Source organism: Arthrobacter sp. Soil764, from assembly GCF_001428075.1.
Lineage (GTDB): Bacteria > Actinomycetota > Actinomycetes > Actinomycetales > Micrococcaceae > Arthrobacter.
This window is the reverse complement of record NZ_LMSI01000022.1, coordinates 136547-157699: the sequence shown is the minus strand read 5'-3', so window position 1 is coordinate 157699 and position 21153 is coordinate 136547. Positions and strand designations below refer to the sequence as shown.

Here is a 21153-nt window from a genome sequence, read left to right as displayed (position 1 = left end):
CGGCCATGAACACAGCAGCGGCAGAACCGGAAATCAAGGAACTCGGCGTCCACGATTGCTGGAAGTACCTCCGGTCCACGTCCATCTGCAGGATCGCCTTCACCGATGGGGACGCCGTGGAAAACTACCCCGTGAATTTCGTTCCCAGCAACGGCACCCTGCTCATCCGTACCGGCGAGGGCACAAAGCTTGCCTCCCTGACGGACCGGAAAGCCGTAACGGTTGAGGCCGACGGGATGAACCAGTACGGCACTATCGCCTGGAGCGTCATCCTCAAGGGGCATGCGCTGGTGGTGTCCGATGAAGAGGAAACACGGGACGCAATGGAGGCGGGCCTGTCCCCCTGGCAGCCGGGCCAGAAGAACGTCCTGCTGCGGATTACGCCGGAGGAAATCAGCGGCCGGAAGTTCGTGATTGCGGCCCCCACCCATTGGTGGCCGCCCAGGGAGCCCGCCGCCGGTTAGGCCAACGCCCCAAAACCGGCACCAACCCCGACCCTTTCCAAGCACTCCAAAGGATGGATTCCCATGGCACCTGCCAAGCCAATCGCCGTCGGCATCACTGATACGTCTGCGTCCGACGCCGCCCTGTTGTGGGCAGCCGCCCGGGCCAACAGGCTCAAGTGTCCCCTCGCCGTCGTGAACGTCGTTGACGACCGCTGGATGGCAGCCGAAGTCCTGCCCTACCTCGAGATCCTTCGTGAATCAGGACTGGCCCTGTTGAAGGAGGCCGGCGAAAAGGCCACCGCGGCTGAACCGGGCCTGCAGGTTACCCTCCAACTGCTCGAAGGAGGCGTTGGTGCGGCGCTGGGTGACTATTCCAGGAACGCCTCCATGCTTGTCCTTGGCACCAGCGGCCACGCGCGGGGTGCGCTGACGGACCGGGCACTCCAGGCAGCAGCCACCGCAGAGTGCCCGGTGGCGGTCATTGGGGACGGCCAGGAGCCGGGCCGGGGCGTCGTGGTGGGCGTGGATGGATCACGGGAATCGACACAGGCGGTGGCCTTTGCGGCCGCCGAAGCTGACGCGCTCGGTGAGGAACTCGCCGTCCTGTACGCCTTCACCGGCCCCAGCCGGTGGATCGCGGCCGGCCTCCCGCAGAGCAGCTTTGCCACCCATGTAATGGAGGAAGAGCAGATTGTGCTGTCCGAAACCGAGGCAGGCCTCCGCCAGGACTACCCGGATCTTGCGGTCAACACCGTGATGGAAACCGTCCTGGAGCCGGCGGACGCCCTGATCCGCGCCGCCGCGGGTTCGCGGCTGCTGGTCCTGGGCAGCCGCGGAAAGGGTGGCTTTGAAAGGTTCGTCCTGGGGTCCACGGCACATGCGGTCCTGACCCAGCCGCCGTGCCCCACCGTCGTCACCCGCCTGCACAAGCAGCAGCACCAGGACTGACCGGGGCAGGCTGCCTGGCGGGATGTCAATAACCGGGGAGAATGGAGCATCGGTTCCGGGCACGGACATCAGCCATGCCCGGAACGGGCTCTCCACCGCCGAAGTGCGCGAGCGGACGGCCGCGGGACGCATCAACAGCGTCCCGACGGCCACCAGCAGGAGCGTCGGCGAAATTGTCCAGGCGAACGTGTTCACGCTCTTCAACGGCGTGGTGGGAGGCTGCTTCATCCTGCTGCTGGTCCTTGGCCAGTGGCGTGACGCGCTTTTCGGCCTGTCCGCTGTCAGCAATTCACTGATCGGGATCGTCCAGGAGTACCGGGCCAAGCGTTCCCTTGACCGGCTGTCCATCTTGCAGGCAGCCAGGAACACCGTGATCAGGAACGGGGCCAGGGAGGTCATCTCCTCGGAGGACCTGGTTCCCGAGGACCTGGTTGTGCTCAATGCCGGAGACCAGGTCATGGCGGACCTGGTGCTGCTCGGCGGAGGCGGGCTTGAGGTTGATGAGTCCCTGCTGACGGGCGAATCCGAGCCTGTCCCCAAACAGGGCGGCGCGGTGCTGCTGTCTGGGTCGCTGATCCTCGCAGGCAACGGCCGGGCCAAAGTGCTCCGGGTAGGGCCGGAGACCTTCGCATACCGGCTGGCAGCCGAGGCGCGGCGCTTCTCCCTGGTCACATCGGAAATCCGCAGGGGGCTCGAAAGGGTGTTCACCGTGATCACCTGGCTGCTGCTGCCCACAGCCCTGCTGCTCACGAACGCGCAGATGCAGGACCAGGGCGGGTGGGCCGGAGCCATGGGATCGGGACGGTGGATACCAGCCGTCGTGGGATCCGTGGCGGGCATCATGGCGATGATTCCGCTCGGCCTGCTGCTGATGACCAGCGTGGCTTTTGCCGTGGGCGGCCTCCGCCTTGCCCGCCGGAAGGTCCTGATCCAGGAGCTCGCCGCCGTGGAAGTACTGGCACGGGTCGACGTCCTCTGCCTGGACAAGACCGGCACCCTGTCCTCCGGCGCCATCGTGTTCGATGCCATCCACGACGCCGGGACCGCCCGCACGGCCGGGTGGCGGCAGGCGCTGGAATGGTTTGGCGCCCACGCGGATGCCAGCAGTACCGCCGCGGCGATCGGGGCGGCCTTCCCCGTGCAGGAGCCTCCCGGGGAGGATGGGTCAGTCCCGTTTTCCTCCGCGCGGAAGTGGAGTTCGGTGACCTTCGCGCCGCAGTCCGCCGCTTCCGGTTCGTGGATCCTCGGAGCCCCCGATTCCGTAGCCGGCTCCCCCGGCTGTGCTGAGGCACACGAAAGGGCAGCAGCCCTCGCCTCCAGCGGCCTCCGGACGCTGGTCCTGGCGCACCTGCCGGCACCAATGCCGCCGGACGCCGCGGAGGCAGGGCTGCCTCCCGGGCTGGTGCCGGTCCTGCTGCTGACCTTCCGCGAGAGCATTCGCAGCGACGCCGCCGCCACGCTCGACTACTTCCGCCAGCAAGGGGTCACCGTCAAGATCATTTCCGGCGACGATCCCCGGACCGTAACAGCCCTTGCCCGGGAGGTGGGCTTTGGCGGCGGAATTGCCTATGACAGCAGGACGCTTCCCCATGATCCCGTCCTGCTGGAAGAAACGGTGGAGGCCCACAGCCTCTTTGGAAGTGTGACGCCCTCCCAAAAGCGGGACCTGATCCAGGCGCTGAAGCGGCGGGGGCACACCGTGGCCATGACCGGGGACGGAGTGAACGATGTCCTGGCGCTCAAGGAGGCGGACCTGGGCATCGCCATGGACTCGGCATCACCTGCCACCAAGGCCGTGGCGCGCCTGGTCCTCCTTGACGGGCGCTTCGAACGGCTCCCGGCGGTGGTGGACGAGGGACGCCGGGCCATCAGCAACATTGAACGCGTCTCCCTGGTCTTCCTGAGCAAGACTGTCTATGCCACGGTCATCTCGGTGGTCACCGGCATCCTGTTGCTGGCCTTTCCGTTCCTGCCGCGCCAGCTCTCCGCCCTGGACGGACTGACCATCGGCCTGCCGGCGTTTTTCCTGGCCCTGCAGCCCGGCGGCCAGCGTTATGCCCCCGGGTTCCTGCGGCGTTCCCTGGCCTTCGCGGTCCCGGCCGGCATCTGCACGGCGGTGTGCGTCCTGGCGGTCAGCGCCTATGGGCAGCTGTGGGGCGGGCACAGCCTTCAGTCCGCGCAGTCTGCGGCCACCATGACCCTGGGCCTGGTGGCAGCGTGGATCCTGGTGATGGCGTCACGTCCCCTCAACCGGGTCAAGGTGTTGATCCTTGCCGGGATGTACGCGGGACTGGTCCTGTTGTTCACCGTTCCCTTGACACAGGAGTTTTTCCGGGTGGAGTGGCCGCCCACCGGCCTGCTTGCTGTGTCGGTTGCAATTGCCATGGCCGGGTGCGGGGCCATCGAACTGGTGGGCCGCCTGACCCGCAGGCCACCGGCGCCCGCCGGCGAAACCGGGCTGGGACCTTTGCCTCTGGAACCGGATCCATGGGAAGGGGATGGTGGAATTGCCGGGCGACGCGAAGGTCCGGCTTCCACCTGAGCAGGAGGCAACAATGACTGACCTGATGAAATGGTTTGATAACCGCCGCTCCCCCATGGATGTCATCGAACGGCTTTTCGAAGGTGACATGGGGTCCTCCGCCATCCGGGTTGAAGAGATGGTGGACGGCAACACCCTCGTGGTGCGGGCTGAGCTGCCCGGCGTCGACCCGGAAAAGGACGTGGACGTGACGGTCACGGACGGCGTCCTGACCATCAAGGGCGAGCGGCAGGAGAAGAAGGAGCACAAAGACAAGGACGGCTACCGGTCCGAGTTCCGCTACGGTTCCTTCGTCCGGCGGATTCCCCTCCCCAGCGGAGTGCAGCAGGACGACGTCACGGCTTCATACAAGGACGGCGTCCTTGAAGTGCGTGCCCCGATTCCGGAGCAGGGACAGGGCACCGGGCCCTCCAAGATCCCGGTCACCAGGGGCTGAAGACATTTAAAGTACGACGGCGGCGCCTGGCCCTGTGAGAGCCAGGCGCTTTATTGTCCCTTGGCCAGGGCTGCTTCCGCTGCCGCGATAACCGGAAGCGTCCGCACGTAGGTGTCGGGGTTCAGGGACACCGAATCGATCCCCTGGCCCACCAGGAACTCTGCGAGGTCGGGGTGGTTGCTGGGGCCTTGTCCGCAGATTCCGATTTTGATGCCGGCAGCATGGGCCTTGGTGATGGCCTCGGCGATCATGGACTTCACCGCGGGGTCCCGTTCGTCGAACAGGCCTGCAAGTTCCTCCGAGTCGCGGTCCACCCCCAGCACCAGCTGGGTGAGGTCGTTGGAACCGATGGAGAACCCGTCAAAGCGTTTGGCGAACTCCCCGGCCAGGACCACGTTGGAAGGGATCTCGCACATCATGTAGAGCTGCAGTCCTTCCTGGCCCCGGACCAGTCCGTGCTCTTCCATCGCCTCGATGACCTGGTCCGCTTCCCGTACGGTGCGGCAGAAGGGGACCATGACAATCACGTTCCCGAATCCGGCCTGCTCACGTACGCGTTTGAGGGCTTTGCACTCCAGTGCGAATCCTTCCCGGTAGTGGCTGCTGTAATACCGTGAAGCGCCGCGGAAGCCGAGCATGGGGTTTTCCTCAGGTCGCTCGAAGGCGCTGCCGCCCACCAGGTGGCTGTACTCGTTGCTCTTGAAGTCGCTGAGCCGGACAATCACCGGTTTGGGATGGAACGGGGCGGCGATCTTGGCGATCCCTGTGGCCAGCACGTCGACGAAGTACTCCTGCGGGTCCTGGTAGCCGCTGGTGAGCTGCCGGATGAGTGCCGCCTCCTCCGGGTCCGCCACCCTTTCGGGATGGACCAGGGCCATGGGGTGGATGCGGATCAGATTGTTGATGATGAACTCCATACGGGCCAGGCCAACCCCGGCCGCGGGGAGGCGCCACCACTTGAACGCCGCTGCGGGGCTGGCGATGTTGATCATCACATTGGTGCGGGTGGCCGGCAGGGCGTGCATGTCCACGTCTTCCACGGTGAACTCCAGCAGCCCTTCATAGACGCGCCCCTCCTCGCCTTCCGCGCAGGACAAGGTGACCTGGCCGCCGTCGGGCAGGACCTCGGTGGCGTTGCGCGTGCCCACGACCGCGGGCACGCCCAGTTCCCGGCTGACAATGGCCGCGTGGCTGGTAGGGCCGCCGTGGTCGGTGATGATGCCTGCAGCCCGCTTCATGATGGGCACCCAGTCCGGGTCCGTCATACGGGTGACCAGCACGGAGCCGTCAACGAAGGATTCAATGTCCTTGGCATCCCGGACCACGCACGCCCGGCCCCGGGCTATGGAGTCACCGATGGCGGCACCAGTGACCAGAACCCGCCCGGGCTGCGCCAGGTGGTAGGTGCGGAAGGTGGTGGCGCTCCGCCGGGCCTGCACTGTCTCCGGCCTTGCCTGCACCATGAAGAGTTCGCCCGTGGCACCGTCCTTGGCCCACTCCATATCCATTGGCCGCCCGTAGTGCTCCTCCACGGCCACGGCCCAGCGCGCCAGCAGGACCACCTCGGGGTCCTCCAGCACCAGCGAGCGCTGCTCACGGTCCGTCGTCTCAACGGTCCGGGTCCTGGCATCCCCGCCGTGGCTGTACACCATCTTGCGTTCCTTGGCCCCAAGCTGGCGTTCAATGACGGGGCTGAAGCGCTGGTCTGCCAGGAGCGGCTTGAACACCTGGTATTTGTCCGGGTTAATGGTTCCCTGGACCACGGTTTCACCCAGCCCCCACGCCGCGCTGATGACCACCACGTCCGGAAAGCCGGACTCGGTGTCAATCGAGAACATCACCCCTGATGCACCCAGGTCAGAGCGGACCATCCGCTGCACCCCGACGGACAGGGCAACGTCCAGGTGGTCGTAGCCCTTCATTTCGCGGTAGCTGATGGCGCGGTCCGTGAACAGGGAGGCGTAACAGCGCCGGCACGCCTCAAGGACCGCGCGCGCGCCGGCCACATTCAGGAAGGTTTCCTGCTGCCCCGCGAAACTGGCATCGGGCAGGTCCTCGGCCGTGGCGCTGCTGCGCACCGCGACGGCAACCTCGGCCTGTCCGGCACGGTGGCACAGTGCCCGGTAGTGTTCCTGGATGTCAGCGGCGATGCTTTCCGGGAACGCGGCCTGCAGGAACAGTTCACGGATCGCTGCCCCCGCCTGGCGCAGCGTCAGGGTCCCGGCGCGCTGTTCCGCGATGTGCTTCCTGATCCGCGGTTCAAGGTCATTGGCGGCAACAAATGCGCGGTAGGCAGCGGCCGTCGTGGCAAATCCTTCGGGAACCCTGACCCCTGCCGACTGCAGTGCACGGCTCAGCTCCCCCAGGGAAGCGTTCTTTCCTCCCACTGATGGGATGTCCGCGATCCCCGTGTCCTGGATCCACTTGACGTTGATGTCGGTAAGGGAGGTTTCAGCGGCGGCACTCATGGCTCGATTCTGGCCTCCGCCCACCGGGGCAGGCAGAGTCTTTGGTCCTAGCCGCGCCGCAGCCGGCCGCGGACCGATTTGTGGATCCAGTCCGCAAGCAGGACGGCGGGAGCAGCCAGCAGCGCGAGGAACAGGCCCAGTGGGGTCGGCGGTGCCTGGCCCAGCAATGCGGCGAGGTAGGGCACGAACAGGCACACCGCCAGGACGGCCAGTTCAGCCGGCACAGCCCACACCAGCAGCTTGTTCGTGCCCCAGCCCAGCGACCAGGGCGGCAGGGTGGCGCTCCGGCACGCGAACGCGTTGGCGAGCTGTCCCAGGACCACGGCGGTGAATGCGGCACCGGAGGCAGCCATCAGGAGCCCTGTTTCGGGAACCTCTCCCCGTGTCCAGCCTCCATCGGCCAGGACCGCCGAGAACACGGCCATCTCCATGGCCGCCTCCACGGGACCCAGGATGCAGAAGACCCGGATGACCAGCCGCCGGTCCATGAGGTGGCGGCGTTCGGGCGGACGGGCCAGGACGTGCCTGCCGGGCGGCTCGGCGCCGAGGGCCAGCGCCGGCAGCAGGTCGGTGCCGATGTCCAGGGCGAGGATTTGCAGGACGCCCAGGGCGAGCGGAAAGTGGCCGCCCGAAAGCGCCCAGATCACGAACGGCGTCAGTTCCGCCACGTTGTCAGTGAGGTGGTACGTGAGGAACCGGTGGATGTTGGCGTAGGTGGCCCTGCCTTGTTCAATGGCCGCCACGATGGTGCCGAAGTGGTCATCGAGAAGGACCAGGTCCGCGGCTTCCCGCGCCACGTCGGTCCCGCTCAACCCCATGGCCACGCCGATGTCAGCCTCGCGAAGGGCAGGGCCGTCGTTGACGCCGTCCCCGGTCATGGCCACCACATGGCCGCGGGCCTGCAGGGCCTTGGCGACGCGAAGCTTTTGCTCAGGCGAGACCCGGCTGACCACCACTCCATCACGGTCCAGGAGTGCACCGAGTATTTGCTCGTCCTCCGGAAGGTCAGCGCCTTCCAGTACATATTGTGGTGTGCCTGCCAGGCCGATCTGGCGGGCAATCGCCGCTGCGGTAGCCGGGTGGTCCCCCGTGATCATGGCGACTTTCAGGCCGGCCTGCCGGGCGGTGCGGATCACCTCGCCCACATCCGGCCGGGGCGGGTCCTGCAACCCGATCAGGCCCAGGAGCTCCATCCCCGTTTCAAGTTCGGCTGCCGGGCTGGTGTCCCAGCCACCGGGTGCTCCTTCGAGGCTCCGCCGTGCCACGGCAATGACACGCAGGCCCCGTGTCGCCATGATCTCCACCTGCTCCTTGACCGCTCCCGGGACGGACTCACACAGCGGGAGGACGGTTTCGGGGGCACCTTTGCAGAACAGTTCAGGACCCACGAGGGCGGACTCCCGGCGCCGGACGGGGTCGAACGGCAAGCGGCGCGACGGGGAAGGCCCTGGTCCGGTGCCCGTCAGCCGGCGGGCCAAGGCGTCCATGGCTGCTTCCATCGGGTCCCCCTGGGCATGCCACTGACCGTTGTGCAGTTCGGTCCTGCCCTGTGAAGCGGTACGGGCTGCGAGCGCCGCCTGGGCCGCCCTGTCCACGCCCGGGCCCTCGATGAGCGCGTCCGGGTCATACCCCTGGCCTGATACCTGGACTGTCCCTTCGGTGGTGAAGACCTCGACGGCGTTCATCCGGTTCTGAGTCAGGGTCCCTGTTTTGTCGGTGCAGATGAAGGTGGTTGAGCCCAGCGTTTCCACTGCCTCGAGGTTGCGGACCAGCCCATTGCGGGATGCCATGCGTTGGGCGCCCATCGCCAGGGACAGCGTGACCGTGGGCAGGAGCCCTTCCGGAACCAGCGCCACGGCAACGCCAATGGAGAACAGGAAGGAATCACGCCACTGAAAGCCCACCAGCAGCGATGCCAGAAAGAAGACCGCTGCTATGCCCAGCGCCATGCCTGCGGTGACGCGGACAATCCGCCGCAGTTCCAAGGACAGCGGCGTGGGAGGTGGAACAGCTCCGCTGGTCAGGGCGGCGATCCCGGCCAGCCTGGTCCCGGCACCGGTGGCGGACACGGCGGCCTCTCCGTAGCCGTTGACCAGGAAGGTTCCGCCCCATACAGGGTCGCCTGCGGCTTTGGGCACGGGCTCGCTTTCGCCCGTGAGCATGGATTCGTCCACGTCGCAGGCGGACGCCGACAGCAGATCCATGTCTGCAGGCACGCGGTCGCCGGATGCGAGCAGCACCACGTCCCCGACCACCAGCTCGCTGGCATGGACCTTGCGCACCTTCCCGTCCCGCCACACCACCACGTCCGCGGGCAGCAGGCTGCGCAGCCTCGCGGCGGCATGCTGGGCGCGTTCCTGCTGGATGTGTGCGAACACCCCGTTGACAATGACGACGACGATGATCGCCACCGCCAGTTGAGGCATGTCCGCGATGAAGGCCAGAGCGGCGGCGCACCACAGCATGAGGGCGAAGAAATGCGTCATCTCCCCCCAGAGCTTCCGCCATTGCGGGACGGTTTTTTCCGGGGGAAGCTGGTTGGGGCCTGCCTGCTTCAGGAGCTGCGCGGCCCGTTCAGAGCTCAGGCCCTCCGCAGTCCTCACACAGCGTCCGCCTCCTGCCCCACCAGGAGCACAGGGCATTTCGAGTGGGCCGCGCATGCCTTGCTGACCGAGCCCATGGAGGACTTCAGCAAGCCACCTTCTCCGTGCCGTCCGACCACCAGCATCTGCCCCCGCCCGCTCTCCTCCACCAGCACTTTCGCCGGTGGTCCGAACTTGACGGTAACGTCGATGTTTTCCGGCCGTTCTCCGGAGAATGCCCGGCCCAGCGCGTCCTCCACCAGGCGGCCGGCGGCGTCTTCAAGCCTCGCAGTGAACTGCCGGTCCGCCCCTTCCAGGCGGGACATGACCAGGTAGTCCGGCATCCCGATGCAGGAGATGACTTCAAGCCGGGTGCCCAGGCGGGCTGCCAGGGTGCCGGCGTAGCGGAGGGCTGCGGAGGAATATTCTGAACCATCCACGCCCACGATGACTGGTTTGGCCCCTGTTTCTGCGTTCATGGACACCACGATCCCGGCTGGCGGCTGAGGCCGGAAGGGCCAAAAGTCATGCCGGCCGCCGGCTTAGCCCGTATGTTTCGGATCGGGACGGCTCTGCAGGGCGGCACCGCTGTTCAGATCAGTACGGCTTTTCAGGTCAGCACCGCTCTTGGGCTCAGCACCGCGCAGCGCCCTCAGGCCGTTCAATATGGTGGCCAGGTCCACCAGTTCCTGCAGGAGGGCTCCAGCGACGGCGGGAATGTATCCGGTCATGGCGATGGCCATCAACACCACGCTGAGTCCTATCCCGGTCCAGATACTCACCAGCGCAACCGCCACGGTCCGCTTTCCAATGGCCACGGCCTGGGCCACTTTGGAAAGGTCGTCAAGCATGACCACCACGTCCGCGGATTCGCTGGCCGCGGTGGCCCCCTTGGCGCCCATGGCGATTCCCACATCCGCCGCGGCCAGGACGGGGGCGTCATTCACGCCGTCCCCCACCATCAGTACCGGCCGTTCCCGGATCCCGGCAACTGTATTGACCTTGTCCTCGGGAAGGCAGTCAGCCTGGACGTGCCCGATCCCCGCTTCCTCGGCGATATGTGCCGCCGTAGCGCGGGCATCCCCGGTGAGCAGCATGGTGTTCCGCACGCCGAGGCCGCGCAGCAGGTCAAGGGTATCCACGGCATTGCGGCGCAGTGGATCCTTCATGATCAGCGCCCCGGCGTACTCGCCGTTCACCGCCACATAAACCGCCAGTTGGCCGCTCCGGACTGCTGCTTCCCGGAACCCGGTGGACGAACTGCGGACCAGGCCGGCTTTTCCCACCACCACCTGCTGGCCGTCGCAGACAGCTTCCACCCCTTGCGTGGCGCTTTCCGTCGCCTGCTGTACCGGGAGGAGTCCCAGGCCGGCCGAGTCTGCCGCTTCGATCACGGAGGCCGCCAGCACATGCGAGGAGTACTGCTCCGCCGAGGCAGCCAACTGCAGGATTCGCTGGCTGCCCAAGGCCTCACCCGGGCCTGGCGCCACTTGGATGCCATCCAGGACGGGCCGCCCGGACGTGAGCGTTCCGGTCTTGTCAAAGACGGCGGTCCGGGCCTTCGCAAGCTGCTCAAGCGTCCCGGTGTTCTTGATGATGATCCCCTTGTGGGCTGCCTGGCTGGTGCCGGCCAGGAATGCCACGGGGGCAGCGATCAGGAGCGGGCAGGGCGTGGCTACCACCAGGACCTGGGCAAAGCGGAGCGGCTCACCCGAGAAGAACCAGGCGGCCCCGGCCATGGCCAGGGCCAGGAGGGTGAAGGGAACTGCGTAACGGTCAGCGAGCCGGACAACGGGAGCCCGGCTGTTGGATGCCTCCTCCACCAGGGCGATGATGCGGCTGTACTGGGAATCGGCTGCGGCGGCCGCGGCCCGCATGCGGATGGCGGCCTCACCGTTGACCGCACCGCTGAGCAATTGTTCCCCCTTGCTGCGCTCAACCGGCAGGCTCTCACCCGTCAGCGATGACTCATCCAGGGTGGCAGAGCCGGACAGCAGTTCGCCGTCCACAGGAACCAGCTCGGACGGGCGGACCACCAGGATGTCCCCAGGTGCTACCTCCCCAATAGGGATGTCTCCGAGTATCGCGCCAGTCCCTTCCCGGTGCGCGAACCGGGGCGCCCTGTCCAGCAGCGACCGCAGTTCGCGTGCCGCGCGTCCCTGGGCAAAGTTCTCAAGCGCCTCGCCCCCGGTCAGCATCAGGATTACCACCAGTGCGGCGAGATATTCACCCACGGCCACCGTGCTGGCAATCGCCGTCAGCGCCAGGAGGTCGATCCCCCAGCGTCCCTCCCGCAGGGACCGGACCATGCCAGGCGCACGCGCCACCACGATGACCGCGGCGTACGCGGAAGCGAGGACGCGGACCTGCAGGTCCGCGCCGGCCTGGAGCAGCACCAGCGTGGCGACGAGGACAAGGCAGGTCAGTGCGACGACGGGATAACGCCTGAGAAAACCCCATGCCTTTCGTGCCGGCGACGTGGGGGATGCCCCGTCGTCGAGGCTGCCGGGACTCCCCCTGGTTGCCGCGGGCAGGGCGGCCTGGTTCCTCATCAAGGCACCCCGGGAAGTATTTGGCGGTGATCGCACATAAAACCGAACCTACCCGGGCTCCGGCAGCCGGGCTAGGGCATTTGGCCCCAACCCCTCCCGGCAAAGTCGATCCACGGACCTTTGGACCTGCCGTGACTTTTGACCCTGCCGCGGCAGCCGGACCAGGAGCATGGTTGAGGGCAGCATGCCGCCGAACACAGACCGGGAGTTCCACATGAAAGCAGTTGTCCTCTACGACACCGCGTATGGGAACACCAGGACCATTGCGGAGTCGGTGGCATCCGGTCTGGGGCGCGGCGCGGCCGCGGTTCCGGTGGGCGGCTTCGACCCAGGCGCCCTGCACCCCGGGGACCTGCTCGTCGTCGGCAGTCCCATCAACGGCTGGAAGCCCACCGCCCGGATCACTGAGGCGCTGGCAGAGCTCGGTCGCCGCGGGCTGACCGGGGTGAAGGCCGCCGCCTTTGATACCAGGGTGAAAATGTTCATCCATGGCGATGCCGCCAGGAAAATAGCCGAGGCGCTCGCGGCCGCAGGTGCCGGCATCATTGGCGAGCCCATGGCTTTTTACGTCAAAGGCAGTGAAGGCCCCCTCATCGACGGCGAGGCAGAGCGGGCAGCAGCGTGGGCCGCCGGTCTTGCGGCCTCGCTTGGCAGCGGCAATGAATAGGCAGGGCCGTCAACCTTGCAGCAGTGGACGGTGGAGCGGTTCTTCGACGGCGCACCGTCGGCCCTAAGGCTTTACCGGGCGGTGGAGCAGGTGGCCGCGGAACTGGGTCCGCACGACGTGCGGGTCAGCAAAAGCCAAATCTCCTTTCGCCGGCGCCGCGGCTACGCTTACCTTTGGCGGCCGGGGGTGTACGTGAAATCAGCGGTTCCGCTGGTCCTGTCCCTCGCGCTGCCCCGGAACCTGGAGTCGCCGCGGTTCAAGCAAACCGTCCATCCCGCGGCCGGAACCTGGATGCATCACCTCGAGCTCACAGACAGCTCCCAACTCGATGCCGAGGTCCGCCGTTGGATGCAGGAAGCGTATGAGGCCGCGGGCTGACCACTCCTTGCCCTAGAGTCCTATGGCCCTGTCACACCGCTGCGTTGAGGGCAAAGCTGATCCCATGAATGAACAGGGCCGGCAGCCGCGGAGGATCCACCTCACCGCGCAACCAGTCGCTGTGGTCCGCGAACGCGTCCCCATGAACGAACTGACAAGCTTCTTTGGCCGCGCCTTTGGCACAGTCATGGCAGCGGTCCAACTGCAGGACGCCAGCCCGGCAGGCCCGCCGTTCGCGCTGTACCACGGAATGCCGGACCAGACGGTGGATGTTGAAGCAGGATTTCCCGTGGCCGGAAATTTCCAGGGAACCACGGAAGTGGCCAGCGGAATGCTTCCCGATACCGACGCAGTCGAAGCCATCCACACCGGCCCTTATGACACCCTGGGCACTACCTACGATGCCATTCTTGAGCACATAAAGAATGACGGCGCCGCACCCTCGGAGACCATGTGGGAGTACTACCTGACGGATCCGGAAGCACAACCCGATCCGGCGACATGGCAGACCAGGGTGGTCTGGCCGGTCGCCTGAGGTTGGCCCAAGCCTGAGGAGCCGGAGGGCTATGAGCCGTTGCGACGGCTGAAGGTGAGATCCCACGGCTGGGTGCCGTGGCTGGTTTCAGACCATCCATCGCGTGCAATTTCCTGGCGGAGCTGGCCCAGGCTTGCTTCCAGGCCGGGAGCCCAGGCCTCTTGCGGTGGTGTCTTGTTCAGCGGTGGTCCGGGAAACGTATCGCTGGTGTAAAGGCGGCGGCCCTCCTCCGTCCTGCCCACGAAGCGCAGCTGCGTGCGTCCGTACTGTGAGCCGAGCGTGTACAGGATGCGCGCCCACCACTTCCGGGACGCGGCGTCCTCCAGCTCTACGCGGAGCCGCTCTTCACGCCCGGGGTGGGCTGGCTGCGGGGCATCTGCGGTCATGGCGTCCTCCAGGGAAACGTGATCATGGGTTAGGTCCCGCAGTCTTCCAAGGATCGGCTCGATGGAACAGGGCCCTTGGTCACCGGGTGCGCTGGAGGGTGGGCTGTGCTTCTCACCGGGTCCAAAGGCACTACCCCACCCGGCAGGCGGATGGCAGAGTCCAGCCATGACAAGGCACTCCCCGTGACCGGCCGGCATCCGGGCGCCCGGCATCGTCCGCAGGCCGGCGGTACTGCGGCAGACACCGGGGACCGGCACGGCTGGCAGCTCCTGTATCTGGCCGCCGGTGCGTCGTCGATCCTGTTTGTGCTCCTGCTGATAGCTGCACTGGTACTCGACTTCATGGCTCCCCCGCCCGTGCACGGCGGAGCCGCCACCCTGGAGTTCATCGCCGCCAACAAGCAGGTCTACGTGGCCGAGCAGGTCCTGTGGATCCTGCCGAACATCCTCCCGGTCCTTGTTTTTGCAGCACTTTTCGTCGCTCTCTCGCCCGATCAGAAGAGCCTTCCCCTGATTGCGCTTGTTTTCGGTGCCCTGCCCTGGGCACTCCTGCTTGCCGTACCGGTCAGCAGCCGGGGTTCACTAAACCTGGTGTACCTCAGCGACCGATTCACGGCGGCCGGGTCGGACGAAGAACGCAGGGCCTACGCCACCGCCGCTGAGGCCATCATTGCGGAGAACAACACTCCTGCCATCGTCGGCGCCCTCTCTGCCCTCGGAATCCTCCTGATGGGATTGGCGATGCTCAACGGAAGCGCCGCAATCTTCCCGCGGTACCTGGGCTGGCTCGGTGCGGGCACGGGAGCTTTGGGTGTGGTCAGCGAGGTCCTCCGGCACGCTGCACCCGAGTTTTATTGGGGCTACGGCATCCTGCTGTGGGTGTGGTTCATCGCCACAGGAACGGCACTCATCCGGCTGTCCCGCGTGCCAACCTGAAGCCCGGTGCCGGCGTTCAAGGTCTTTGGTCCCTAAAAAGCCCGCTCGTCATTTGAGATGGTGGTCCAGGCCGGATTCACCACGCTGGGGTTGTGCATCCGGTTTTGCGGGGCCGGTGTCGGCCGGCATGCACCCTCATCAACGGGGGCGGGAGCTAGAGGAGAGCAAGGCTTATGGCAGGTAGGTTCGAACTGTTTGTCGATGAAGATTCACAGATCCGGTTCCGGCTGGTGATGCCGGATGGGCACGTACTGGCGGTCTCCGGACAATTCACTGACAAACGGGCGGCGGCCGCAGCCATCGAAGAGGTGCGGGAATGCGCCGGAACCGGGCTCATCAGGGACGTGGTTTCGCCGTCGCCCAGCCGGGCCATTGTCCCTGGTCCCCACCACCGCCACCCCGCCCGGCGAGGGGTTCGCAGGCTGAACTCCCTCGGCGCCGCTTAGGCCCGGGCGCCGTGACAACGGGCCTGCAGATCCAGAGGGCGGAGGTCCTTGGCGCCGAAGGGCTCGTAAAGAAATACGGCAACCGCACCGTCGTGGAGGACGTCTCCTTCCAGATCCGTTCCGGGGAGACTTACGGGCTGCTGGGTCCGAATGGTGCCGGCAAAACCACGATCATCTCCATGGTTGCAGGCCTGATTCCAGCCGATGCCGGATCTATCCGCATCGCGGGTGAAGTGATGGCACCCTCGAGTATCCGCGCCAGGCGGCACTTCGGCCTGGTCCCTCAGGAGCTGGCGATCTACCCCGATCTCACGGCGAAAGAGAACCTTCGGTTCTTCGGCAAGCTGCAGGGCATGGGCGGGCAGGAGCTGAAGTTGCGCACCGCGGAGGTCCTGGAGCTCATCGGTCTGGCGGACCGGGCGGGTGAGCAAACCAAGAAATTCTCCGGCGGGATGAAACGCCGGCTGAACATCGGCATCGGCCTCCTTCACCGTCCCACCCTTCTGATCCTGGATGAACCCACTGTCGGCGTGGACCCCCAATCACGCAATTCCATCCTCGAATCCGTTGAGGTCCTCGCCACCGAAGGAATGGCCGTTCTCTACACCACCCACTACATGGAAGAAGCCGAACGCCTTTGCAACCGGATCGCGATCATCGATGTGGGCCGGATCCAGGCAGAGGGCACCAGGAACGAGTTGGTGGAGCTGACCGGAGGGGTGGACCGCATAGACCTGCGGGGCAGCGGTGATGTTGCTTCTGCGTCCGCAGCACTCCGCCTGCTCCCCGGTGTGCAGAAAGTGGATGCCGGGTCATCCGGCATCATCCTGACCGTCCACAACGGACCCGGCCTGCTTGCCCCCATCGTGGAAAGGGCCGGTTCAGCGGGAATGGCCCTGACCGCCGTCGAAATTGTGCGCCCCGACCTCGAATCAGTGTTCCTGCACCTGACCGGCAAAGCGCTCCGGGACTGACATGCGCGGCCTCTGGACCATGGTTGCCAACGACCTGCGGCTGCGGATCCGGGACAAGTCGGTGTTCATCTTTTCCCTCATCGTCCCGTTGGCCCTGATGGGGGTGCTGAATCTTTCCTTCGGCAGCTTCGGAACTGACAGCGTGGAGCTGAAGCCGGCTGTCGTCGTCGCAAATTCCGGCGACGGCGGACAGCTGGGCTCCGCCTTGCTGGAAACCCTCGACACGCTTCCCGTCATGGAGGTGACCATCAGGACAGTTCCTGCCGGTGACGTCAGCCGGGAGACGAAGGATTCCGGCGCGGATCTGGGCATCGTGCTGCCGGCGGATTTTACGACGGCGGTAACGGCCGGCCGTCCAGTTGCCGTGCAGCTGGTGCAAGGCGATGCTGCCCGCATGGAGACGAACGTACTGGTTTCGGTCGTTGACGGCCTCCTGGAGCAGTTTTCGGCCGGAACCGTCACGGCGACGGCAGGCGAGCGTGCCGGGCTCCCCCACCAGGTGCTCGGCGACCTTGCCCGTCAAACCGCTTCCGGCACCCCTGCCCTCAGCCTTTCTGAAGGGCAGGCAGCATCAGGGCAGCTCTCGCTGAAGGGCAGTCTGGTAGCCGGCCAGGCCGGGCTTTTCCTGCTGTTCACTGTCGGTTTCGGAGTTTTGGGACTGCTGGCCGAGCGCGAAGGGGGAACACTTGCCAGGCTGCAATCTGCCCCGGTGACGCGCGGCAGCATCGTCACGGCGAAAGCGCTGGTGGGATTCATCCTGGGCGTGGCCGCAACAGCGGTGCTGCTGGGCGTCGGCAGCCTGCTGTTCGGGGTCTCCTTCGGTTCGCCTGCCGTTGTGGCGCTCCTCGTCCTTGCCGTCGCTGCAGCAGCCACCAGTCTTACCTTCATTGTGGCGCGGCTTGTCCGAACCGCGGAGCAGGCCAACATTGCACAGTCCATCCTGGGCATGGTCCTCGGCATCGCCGGCGGGGCCTTTTTTCCCATCCAAACCTCGGGTTTCCTGGCCGGCCTCATGGATCTGAATCCCGTGGCCGCGTTCATCCGGGGCCTGGGGATATCCGCCGGTGGCGGCGGCGTGGCTGACGTCGCCGTCCCCCTGGTAATAATGCTGGGTTTCGCCGCCGTGGCAGCACTCGCCTCACGCCTGGTACCGGACCGGGGTTCCCGCGGATGAAAAGCCTGGCGGGAATTGCGCTGGTGGAAGTCCGCCGCTTCCTGCGGGACCGGTCGAACATCTTTTTCGTGTTCATCTTCCCGCTGCTGCTGATCCTGTTGCTCGGCTCGCAGTTCGGGGCCAACAGCGGCCAGGCACGGGTGGGACTGGCCGGTGACGGCGGCAGCGGGCTGGCGAAGGCCCTGGTCCAGCAGCTGCAGGCAGACGGCCTGGAGGTGGCAACGGCAGGCGAGGCAACGGTACGGGACCAGTTGAGCCGCGGAAGGATCGACGTCGGGATCTTCCTGGCGGATGCTGACGCTGCCGATTTCTCCGCTGGGCGTCCGGCCCGGATCGAGGCTGTGGCGGCATCACAGTCCTCGGCGCAGGCAGTCCTGCAGGAAGTGCGCGGTTCTGTCCAGGCGGTCAGCACAGAACAGCGGCAGCGCAAGCTTCTGGAAGGAGCGGGCATCGGTGCCGCGGAAGCGGACGCCGTACTGGAGCAGGCAAGCGAATCGGTGAAACGGCCCACCATGGAACTGGTGGATACGAATGATGTCACGCAGGAATTCCGGGGCCTGGGCAAGTTCGATCTCGGCGCCGTCCAGCAGCTCCTGCTGTTCGTCTTCCTGAGCTCGCTTACAGGGGCTGCCACCCTCATCAAAGCCAGGCGCCTGGGCGTCATTGCCCGGGTCATGGCCGCGCCCGTAGCCAGCTGGCAGGCAGTTGGCGGCCAGGCACTGGGACGGTTCGGAATCGCGGCCGTGCAGGGGGTCTACATCATGGCCGGGACAGCGCTGTTGTTCGGCGTGGAGTGGGGAAACCCCGTGCTCGCCGGCGTCATCCTCGCTGTGTTCTGCGCGGTTTCCGCTGCGGCGGCAATGGTCATCGGCTCCGTCCTGGACAATGACGCGGCAGCCTCCGGGGTGGGGGTAGGACTCGGTTTGGTGCTGGCCGGCCTGGGCGGGTCCATGGTGCCTCCGGAGTTCTTTTCCGGAGCGCTTCAACAGGTATCCCTCCTGACGCCGCACCGTTGGGCCTATGACGCTTTCGCCGAAGTGCAGCGGCACGGCGGCACGCTGACGGACATCCTGCCGCAGTTGGGCGTTCTGGCAGCGATGGCCGCGGCTTTGCTGGTTCTGGGGTCATTCCTGTTGCGGCGCAGTCTTGGACGCGCGCTCTGAACCGGCGCTAACGAAACCCGCAGGGCTGCAGGCGGCCAGCGCTGTGCCTGCACCGGTGGTGGAATTGCGGCTAGAAGCTGGACGAACTGCCGGAGCCCGAGAAACTGCCCCCGCTGCTCCCGTACCCCGTGGTGCTGCCGCCGCCCCTGGCGGAGTTGACGCTGCTGACCCCGGTGTTGAAGCCGGAGCTGAATGTGGCCACGGAGAAGAAGTTGTACGACGGGTAGACAGTGCCCAGGATGCTGGGTTCGTAGGTCCGTTGCCTGTGGTGGTCCAGGCCCCCGTGTGCCGTCTCCATCTGCTCGCGCATCAGGCGGGCCTCGCGCTCATTTTTTGCGAAGCCCTGGATGACGGTTTCTGCATGGTTCTCCAACAGCTCCGAGAGCCGTGAGCGTGCCTCATAGAGCCGGTCCAGGGCCTTTTCCGGGCTGATGCTCCCGTCGGCCAGTTCCGCCGTCCACCGTTCGATGTCCCGCAGGCTCGCGTCGCGGAAGGAACGAAGCGCCGCGGCGGTGGCCGAGTCCCCCTGCCCGTGGCGTTTGGCCAGGAGTTGCTCAAGCCCGGCCAGATCCTTGCGGAACGGGGCGAGCTGCCGGTCCCAGGCGGTAGGCCAGGTGTCGGCGCGGTTGAGCAGGGCGTTGCTGTCGGCGATGACGTCATCCAGGGCATCCAGCTCTGCTGCGGCGTCCGCAAACTGGCGGGCGAGCTTGAGGTTCTTCCGCCGGCTGAGCGCCCGTTTGCCCAGCGCGTGCACCTGGTTGGAGAGCTCCGTAGCGGCTGCATAGCGGCTCAGGAAGGTGCGGTGTTTTTCCAGGACGCGGCTGCCGTATCGGGATGATTCGGGGATGGTGCCGGCATTCAGTTCCGTGACGTCCAGGTCCATGCTGACGTTGGAGTAGCTCCGGTCACCGCGTTCGATCTGCTTACGGCAGGACGTCCTGGTCACGGCCCGGAGAATCAGCCACGCCGCCGCGCCCAGGACCGCAAGGCCGCCGGTGATCCAGGCCGTGATCACGAAGGCGGCAGACCTGTACCAGGGCTGGTTGATGAGCTCGGCTGCGCGCCGGATTCCGGCCACCGTGCCGTCGGTCCATTGCGCGTCGCGGAACAGGTCCTTCGAGGCGTCCTGGATGTCGCTGCGCTGTTCAAGCGACACTTTCCGGTCCTCGCCCATGTAGGTGCCCACGTGGCGTCCCACCGGGTCGAGCGCGAAAATGAACAGCCCATCTGCCCATTTCTGTCCATCCGCGCTGATCCACTCAGGGTGCCTGTCACGGGCGAACTTCAGGACCTCTTCATTGAGGTTGTCCTCAGGCTTTCCGTTGTACGTAAAGACGGCAACGCGCGTGGGCTCGTAGAACTGGATCTTCTCGATCGCTGGAACCAGCGTGTTCCGGTCCAGGACACCGGCTGTGTCTTCCACGACGACGGCTGCCGGCGCCGTGGCAACGCTTGGGGCCGCAGCCCCCAGCAGGGTGGCAGCCAGGGCAAGCATGATCACGGCTATCCGGCCAACCATGCTGCCCATATCCCTCCCCGCTTCCTAGAATCAGAAGGATTCCTGGATTCAGCATGGAACCAGTGGCCCGGCGCGCCAAAGGGGCGAAGGTCCCGCCGGCGAAGATCGGCCTGAGAGGAGCGCTGCCACATGACACACGGTTCGGTGCACATTGTGGCCGGTTATGACGGCTCGGACGAGGCGGCGGGTGCCGTCCGGTGGGCGGCGCGCCATGCCCGGGCCATCCATTTGCCGCTCCATGTGGTGCATTGTTCAATGTGGCCGTTGCTGACAAGGCACCTGGGTCCCGTCCCGGGCGTGTCCGGCAGTGGCCTGGAACAATTTGCCCAGTCCGTCCTGGAGGAGGGCGTCTCGCATGCGGCAGAGGAAGTAACTGGCCTTGAAATCCGCAGCACCCTGCTCCATGGGCTGCCCGCACAACAGCTGGCAGAATTTTCCGCCGGTGACAGGATGCTGGTAGTCGGCAGCCGCGGGCTGGGCGGTTTCCTGGGCCTCCTGGTGGGGTCCGTGAGCCTGGAGCTGGCGGCTACTGCTGCCTGCCCGGTGGCTGTGATCCGGGAGGACACCCATCCCGCCGGACCCGTCGTCGCCGCCGTCGATTCATCGGGTTCGCCCGCAGCCCTGGAAGACGCCTGCGGCCTTGCGTCCGCATGGCACGCGCCCCTGACGGTGGTCCACGTCCGCCACGAGCCCGTCGGCTACCTGCGGCAGGACGGGCAGGACGTTGCGGCTGATGCCCGCCAAGTCCTTGAATCCGCGCTGGCCCACGCGCGGACCCTGGCTCCGGATGTTGCCGTTGACGGCAGGTTGCCCGCGGACGTTTCTGTCCCGCACGCCATTCTCGAGGCCGCACGGGAAGCCCGGATAGTGGTGGTGGGTTCCCAGGGCCGTGGAGTCCTCCGGGAGACCCTTGGGTCAACCGCGCACGCAGTACTGCACCACGCCCACGGGCCGGTCCTCGTTTCCCGGCACGGTGCCTGAACAGGGCTGCGGCAGGAGTG

At 66.3% G+C, this 21153-nt stretch carries 19 protein-coding genes; 13 read left to right on the top strand and 6 right to left on the bottom strand.

Translation table 11 applies throughout. From position 1 onward, the window contains the following. Nucleotides 1-5 precede the first annotated feature (5 nt). The 4 genes from ASG86_RS16030 (at nucleotide 6) to ASG86_RS16015 (ending at nucleotide 4372) form a co-directional block, all read left to right on the top strand. The gene (locus tag ASG86_RS16030) at nucleotides 6-464 is read left to right on the top strand and encodes a pyridoxamine 5'-phosphate oxidase family protein (RefSeq protein WP_056336441.1); all 459 of its coding nucleotides are present in this window, start codon (nucleotides 6-8) and stop codon (nucleotides 462-464) included. A gap of 63 nt (nucleotides 465-527) precedes the next feature. After that, on the top strand, nucleotides 528-1394 hold the full coding sequence (locus ASG86_RS16025) for a universal stress protein (protein WP_056336438.1): 867 nt from the start codon (nucleotides 528-530) through the stop codon (nucleotides 1392-1394). Between the two features lie 22 nt (nucleotides 1395-1416). Further along, entirely contained in the window at nucleotides 1417-3936 is a 2520-nt protein-coding gene (locus ASG86_RS16020) for an HAD-IC family P-type ATPase (RefSeq protein WP_082566819.1), read from the top strand. A 13-nt stretch (nucleotides 3937-3949) separates the two neighbouring features. Then, nucleotides 3950-4372: an Hsp20/alpha crystallin family protein gene (locus tag ASG86_RS16015; protein WP_056336435.1), complete on the top strand. Its 423-nt coding sequence runs from the start codon at nucleotides 3950-3952 to the stop codon at nucleotides 4370-4372. A gap of 50 nt (nucleotides 4373-4422) precedes the next feature. Here the strand turns inward: ASG86_RS16015 and ppsA are convergent, their stop codons facing one another. From ppsA to ASG86_RS15995, 4 genes are all read right to left on the bottom strand, one after another. Further along, nucleotides 4423-6840: a phosphoenolpyruvate synthase gene (gene ppsA / locus ASG86_RS16010; protein ID WP_056336434.1), complete on the bottom strand. Its 2418-nt coding sequence runs from the start codon at nucleotides 6838-6840 to the stop codon at nucleotides 4423-4425. Nucleotides 6841-6887: 47 nt separating this feature from the next. Then, nucleotides 6888-9443, bottom strand: a complete 2556-nt coding sequence (locus ASG86_RS16005; protein ID WP_082566818.1) for a cation-translocating P-type ATPase — start codon at nucleotides 9441-9443, stop codon at nucleotides 6888-6890. Then, on the bottom strand, nucleotides 9440-9901 hold the full coding sequence (locus ASG86_RS16000) for a universal stress protein (RefSeq protein ID WP_056336874.1): 462 nt from the start codon (nucleotides 9899-9901) through the stop codon (nucleotides 9440-9442). Before ASG86_RS16000 ends, ASG86_RS16005 begins: the two co-directional genes overlap by 4 nt. Before the next feature lie 63 nt (nucleotides 9902-9964). Then, the gene (locus ASG86_RS15995; RefSeq protein WP_082566817.1) at nucleotides 9965-11974 is read right to left on the bottom strand and encodes a heavy metal translocating P-type ATPase; all 2010 of its coding nucleotides are present in this window, start codon (nucleotides 11972-11974) and stop codon (nucleotides 9965-9967) included. Nucleotides 11975-12188: 214 nt separating this feature from the next. On the opposite strand from ASG86_RS15995, the gene ASG86_RS15990 reads away from it, so the two are divergent. From ASG86_RS15990 to ASG86_RS15980, 3 genes are all read left to right on the top strand, one after another. Beyond that, on the top strand, nucleotides 12189-12641 hold the full coding sequence (locus ASG86_RS15990) for a flavodoxin family protein (protein ID WP_056336868.1): 453 nt from the start codon (nucleotides 12189-12191) through the stop codon (nucleotides 12639-12641). A 15-nt stretch (nucleotides 12642-12656) separates the two neighbouring features. Next, nucleotides 12657-13019 carry a DUF5655 domain-containing protein gene (locus ASG86_RS15985; RefSeq protein WP_056336428.1) on the top strand — a complete coding sequence of 121 codons (363 nt, stop codon included), beginning with the start codon at nucleotides 12657-12659 and terminating at the stop codon, nucleotides 13017-13019. Between the two features lie 64 nt (nucleotides 13020-13083). After that, nucleotides 13084-13554 carry a GyrI-like domain-containing protein gene (locus ASG86_RS15980; protein WP_056336865.1) on the top strand — a complete coding sequence of 157 codons (471 nt, stop codon included), beginning with the start codon at nucleotides 13084-13086 and terminating at the stop codon, nucleotides 13552-13554. Nucleotides 13555-13583: 29 nt separating this feature from the next. Here ASG86_RS15980 and ASG86_RS15975 read toward each other — a convergent pair whose 3' ends face one another. Continuing rightward, nucleotides 13584-13940 carry a hypothetical protein gene (locus tag ASG86_RS15975; protein WP_056336425.1) on the bottom strand — a complete coding sequence of 119 codons (357 nt, stop codon included), beginning with the start codon at nucleotides 13938-13940 and terminating at the stop codon, nucleotides 13584-13586. A gap of 183 nt (nucleotides 13941-14123) precedes the next feature. Here ASG86_RS15975 and ASG86_RS15970 point away from each other — a divergent pair, with 183 nt between their 5' ends. The 5 genes from ASG86_RS15970 (at nucleotide 14124) to ASG86_RS15950 (ending at nucleotide 18633) form a co-directional block, all read left to right on the top strand. Further along, on the top strand, nucleotides 14124-14876 hold the full coding sequence (locus tag ASG86_RS15970) for a DUF4386 family protein (protein WP_162253500.1): 753 nt from the start codon (nucleotides 14124-14126) through the stop codon (nucleotides 14874-14876). 173 nt (nucleotides 14877-15049) lie between these two features. After that, nucleotides 15050-15322 carry a YegP family protein gene (locus tag ASG86_RS15965; RefSeq protein WP_056336420.1) on the top strand — a complete coding sequence of 91 codons (273 nt, stop codon included), beginning with the start codon at nucleotides 15050-15052 and terminating at the stop codon, nucleotides 15320-15322. A gap of 11 nt (nucleotides 15323-15333) precedes the next feature. After that, nucleotides 15334-16296: an ABC transporter ATP-binding protein gene (locus ASG86_RS15960; protein WP_056336418.1), complete on the top strand. Its 963-nt coding sequence runs from the start codon at nucleotides 15334-15336 to the stop codon at nucleotides 16294-16296. Nucleotide 16297: 1 nt separating this feature from the next. Continuing rightward, nucleotides 16298-17470, top strand: coding sequence for an ABC transporter permease (locus ASG86_RS15955; protein WP_235565205.1), 1173 nt, complete (start codon nucleotides 16298-16300; stop codon nucleotides 17468-17470). Next, nucleotides 17467-18633, top strand: a complete 1167-nt coding sequence (locus tag ASG86_RS15950) for an ABC transporter permease (RefSeq protein ID WP_056336415.1) — start codon at nucleotides 17467-17469, stop codon at nucleotides 18631-18633. Before ASG86_RS15955 ends, ASG86_RS15950 begins: the two co-directional genes overlap by 4 nt. Before the next feature lie 70 nt (nucleotides 18634-18703). Here ASG86_RS15950 and ASG86_RS15945 read toward each other — a convergent pair whose 3' ends face one another. Continuing rightward, nucleotides 18704-20161, bottom strand: coding sequence for a DUF5129 domain-containing protein (locus ASG86_RS15945; protein WP_056336412.1), 1458 nt, complete (start codon nucleotides 20159-20161; stop codon nucleotides 18704-18706). 120 nt (nucleotides 20162-20281) lie between these two features. Here ASG86_RS15945 and ASG86_RS15940 point away from each other — a divergent pair, with 120 nt between their 5' ends. After that, complete coding sequence (locus ASG86_RS15940; RefSeq protein WP_056336409.1) at nucleotides 20282-21133, top strand: universal stress protein; 852 nt, start codon at nucleotides 20282-20284, stop codon at nucleotides 21131-21133. The last annotated feature ends 20 nt before the right edge of the window (nucleotides 21134-21153 follow it).

What these genes read in the sequence shown, in the direction of transcription:
- ASG86_RS16000 (WP_056336874.1), bottom strand. Translation starts at nt 9,901, where the DNA reads ATGAACGCAGAAACAGGGGCCAAACCAGTCATCGTGGGCGTGGATGGT.
- ASG86_RS15980 (WP_056336865.1), top strand. Translation starts at nt 13,084, where the DNA reads ATGAATGAACAGGGCCGGCAGCCGCGGAGGATCCACCTCACCGCGCAA.
- ASG86_RS16015 (WP_056336435.1), top strand. Translation starts at nt 3,950, where the DNA reads ATGACTGACCTGATGAAATGGTTTGATAACCGCCGCTCCCCCATGGAT.
- ASG86_RS15975 (WP_056336425.1), bottom strand. Translation starts at nt 13,940, where the DNA reads ATGACCGCAGATGCCCCGCAGCCAGCCCACCCCGGGCGTGAAGAGCGG.
- ASG86_RS15940 (WP_056336409.1), top strand. Translation starts at nt 20,282, where the DNA reads ATGACACACGGTTCGGTGCACATTGTGGCCGGTTATGACGGCTCGGAC.
- ASG86_RS15950 (WP_056336415.1), top strand. Translation starts at nt 17,467, where the DNA reads ATGAAAAGCCTGGCGGGAATTGCGCTGGTGGAAGTCCGCCGCTTCCTG.
- ASG86_RS15995 (WP_082566817.1), bottom strand. Translation starts at nt 11,974, where the DNA reads ATGAGGAACCAGGCCGCCCTGCCCGCGGCAACCAGGGGGAGTCCCGGC.
- ASG86_RS16025 (WP_056336438.1), top strand. Translation starts at nt 528, where the DNA reads ATGGCACCTGCCAAGCCAATCGCCGTCGGCATCACTGATACGTCTGCG.
- ppsA (WP_056336434.1), bottom strand. Translation starts at nt 6,840, where the DNA reads ATGAGTGCCGCCGCTGAAACCTCCCTTACCGACATCAACGTCAAGTGG.
- ASG86_RS15965 (WP_056336420.1), top strand. Translation starts at nt 15,050, where the DNA reads ATGGCAGGTAGGTTCGAACTGTTTGTCGATGAAGATTCACAGATCCGG.
- ASG86_RS15955 (WP_235565205.1), top strand. Translation starts at nt 16,298, where the DNA reads ATGCGCGGCCTCTGGACCATGGTTGCCAACGACCTGCGGCTGCGGATC.
- ASG86_RS16020 (WP_082566819.1), top strand. Translation starts at nt 1,417, where the DNA reads ATGTCAATAACCGGGGAGAATGGAGCATCGGTTCCGGGCACGGACATC.
- ASG86_RS15945 (WP_056336412.1), bottom strand. Translation starts at nt 20,161, where the DNA reads ATGGGCAGCATGGTTGGCCGGATAGCCGTGATCATGCTTGCCCTGGCT.
- ASG86_RS15990 (WP_056336868.1), top strand. Translation starts at nt 12,189, where the DNA reads ATGAAAGCAGTTGTCCTCTACGACACCGCGTATGGGAACACCAGGACC.
- ASG86_RS16030 (WP_056336441.1), top strand. Translation starts at nt 6, where the DNA reads ATGAACACAGCAGCGGCAGAACCGGAAATCAAGGAACTCGGCGTCCAC.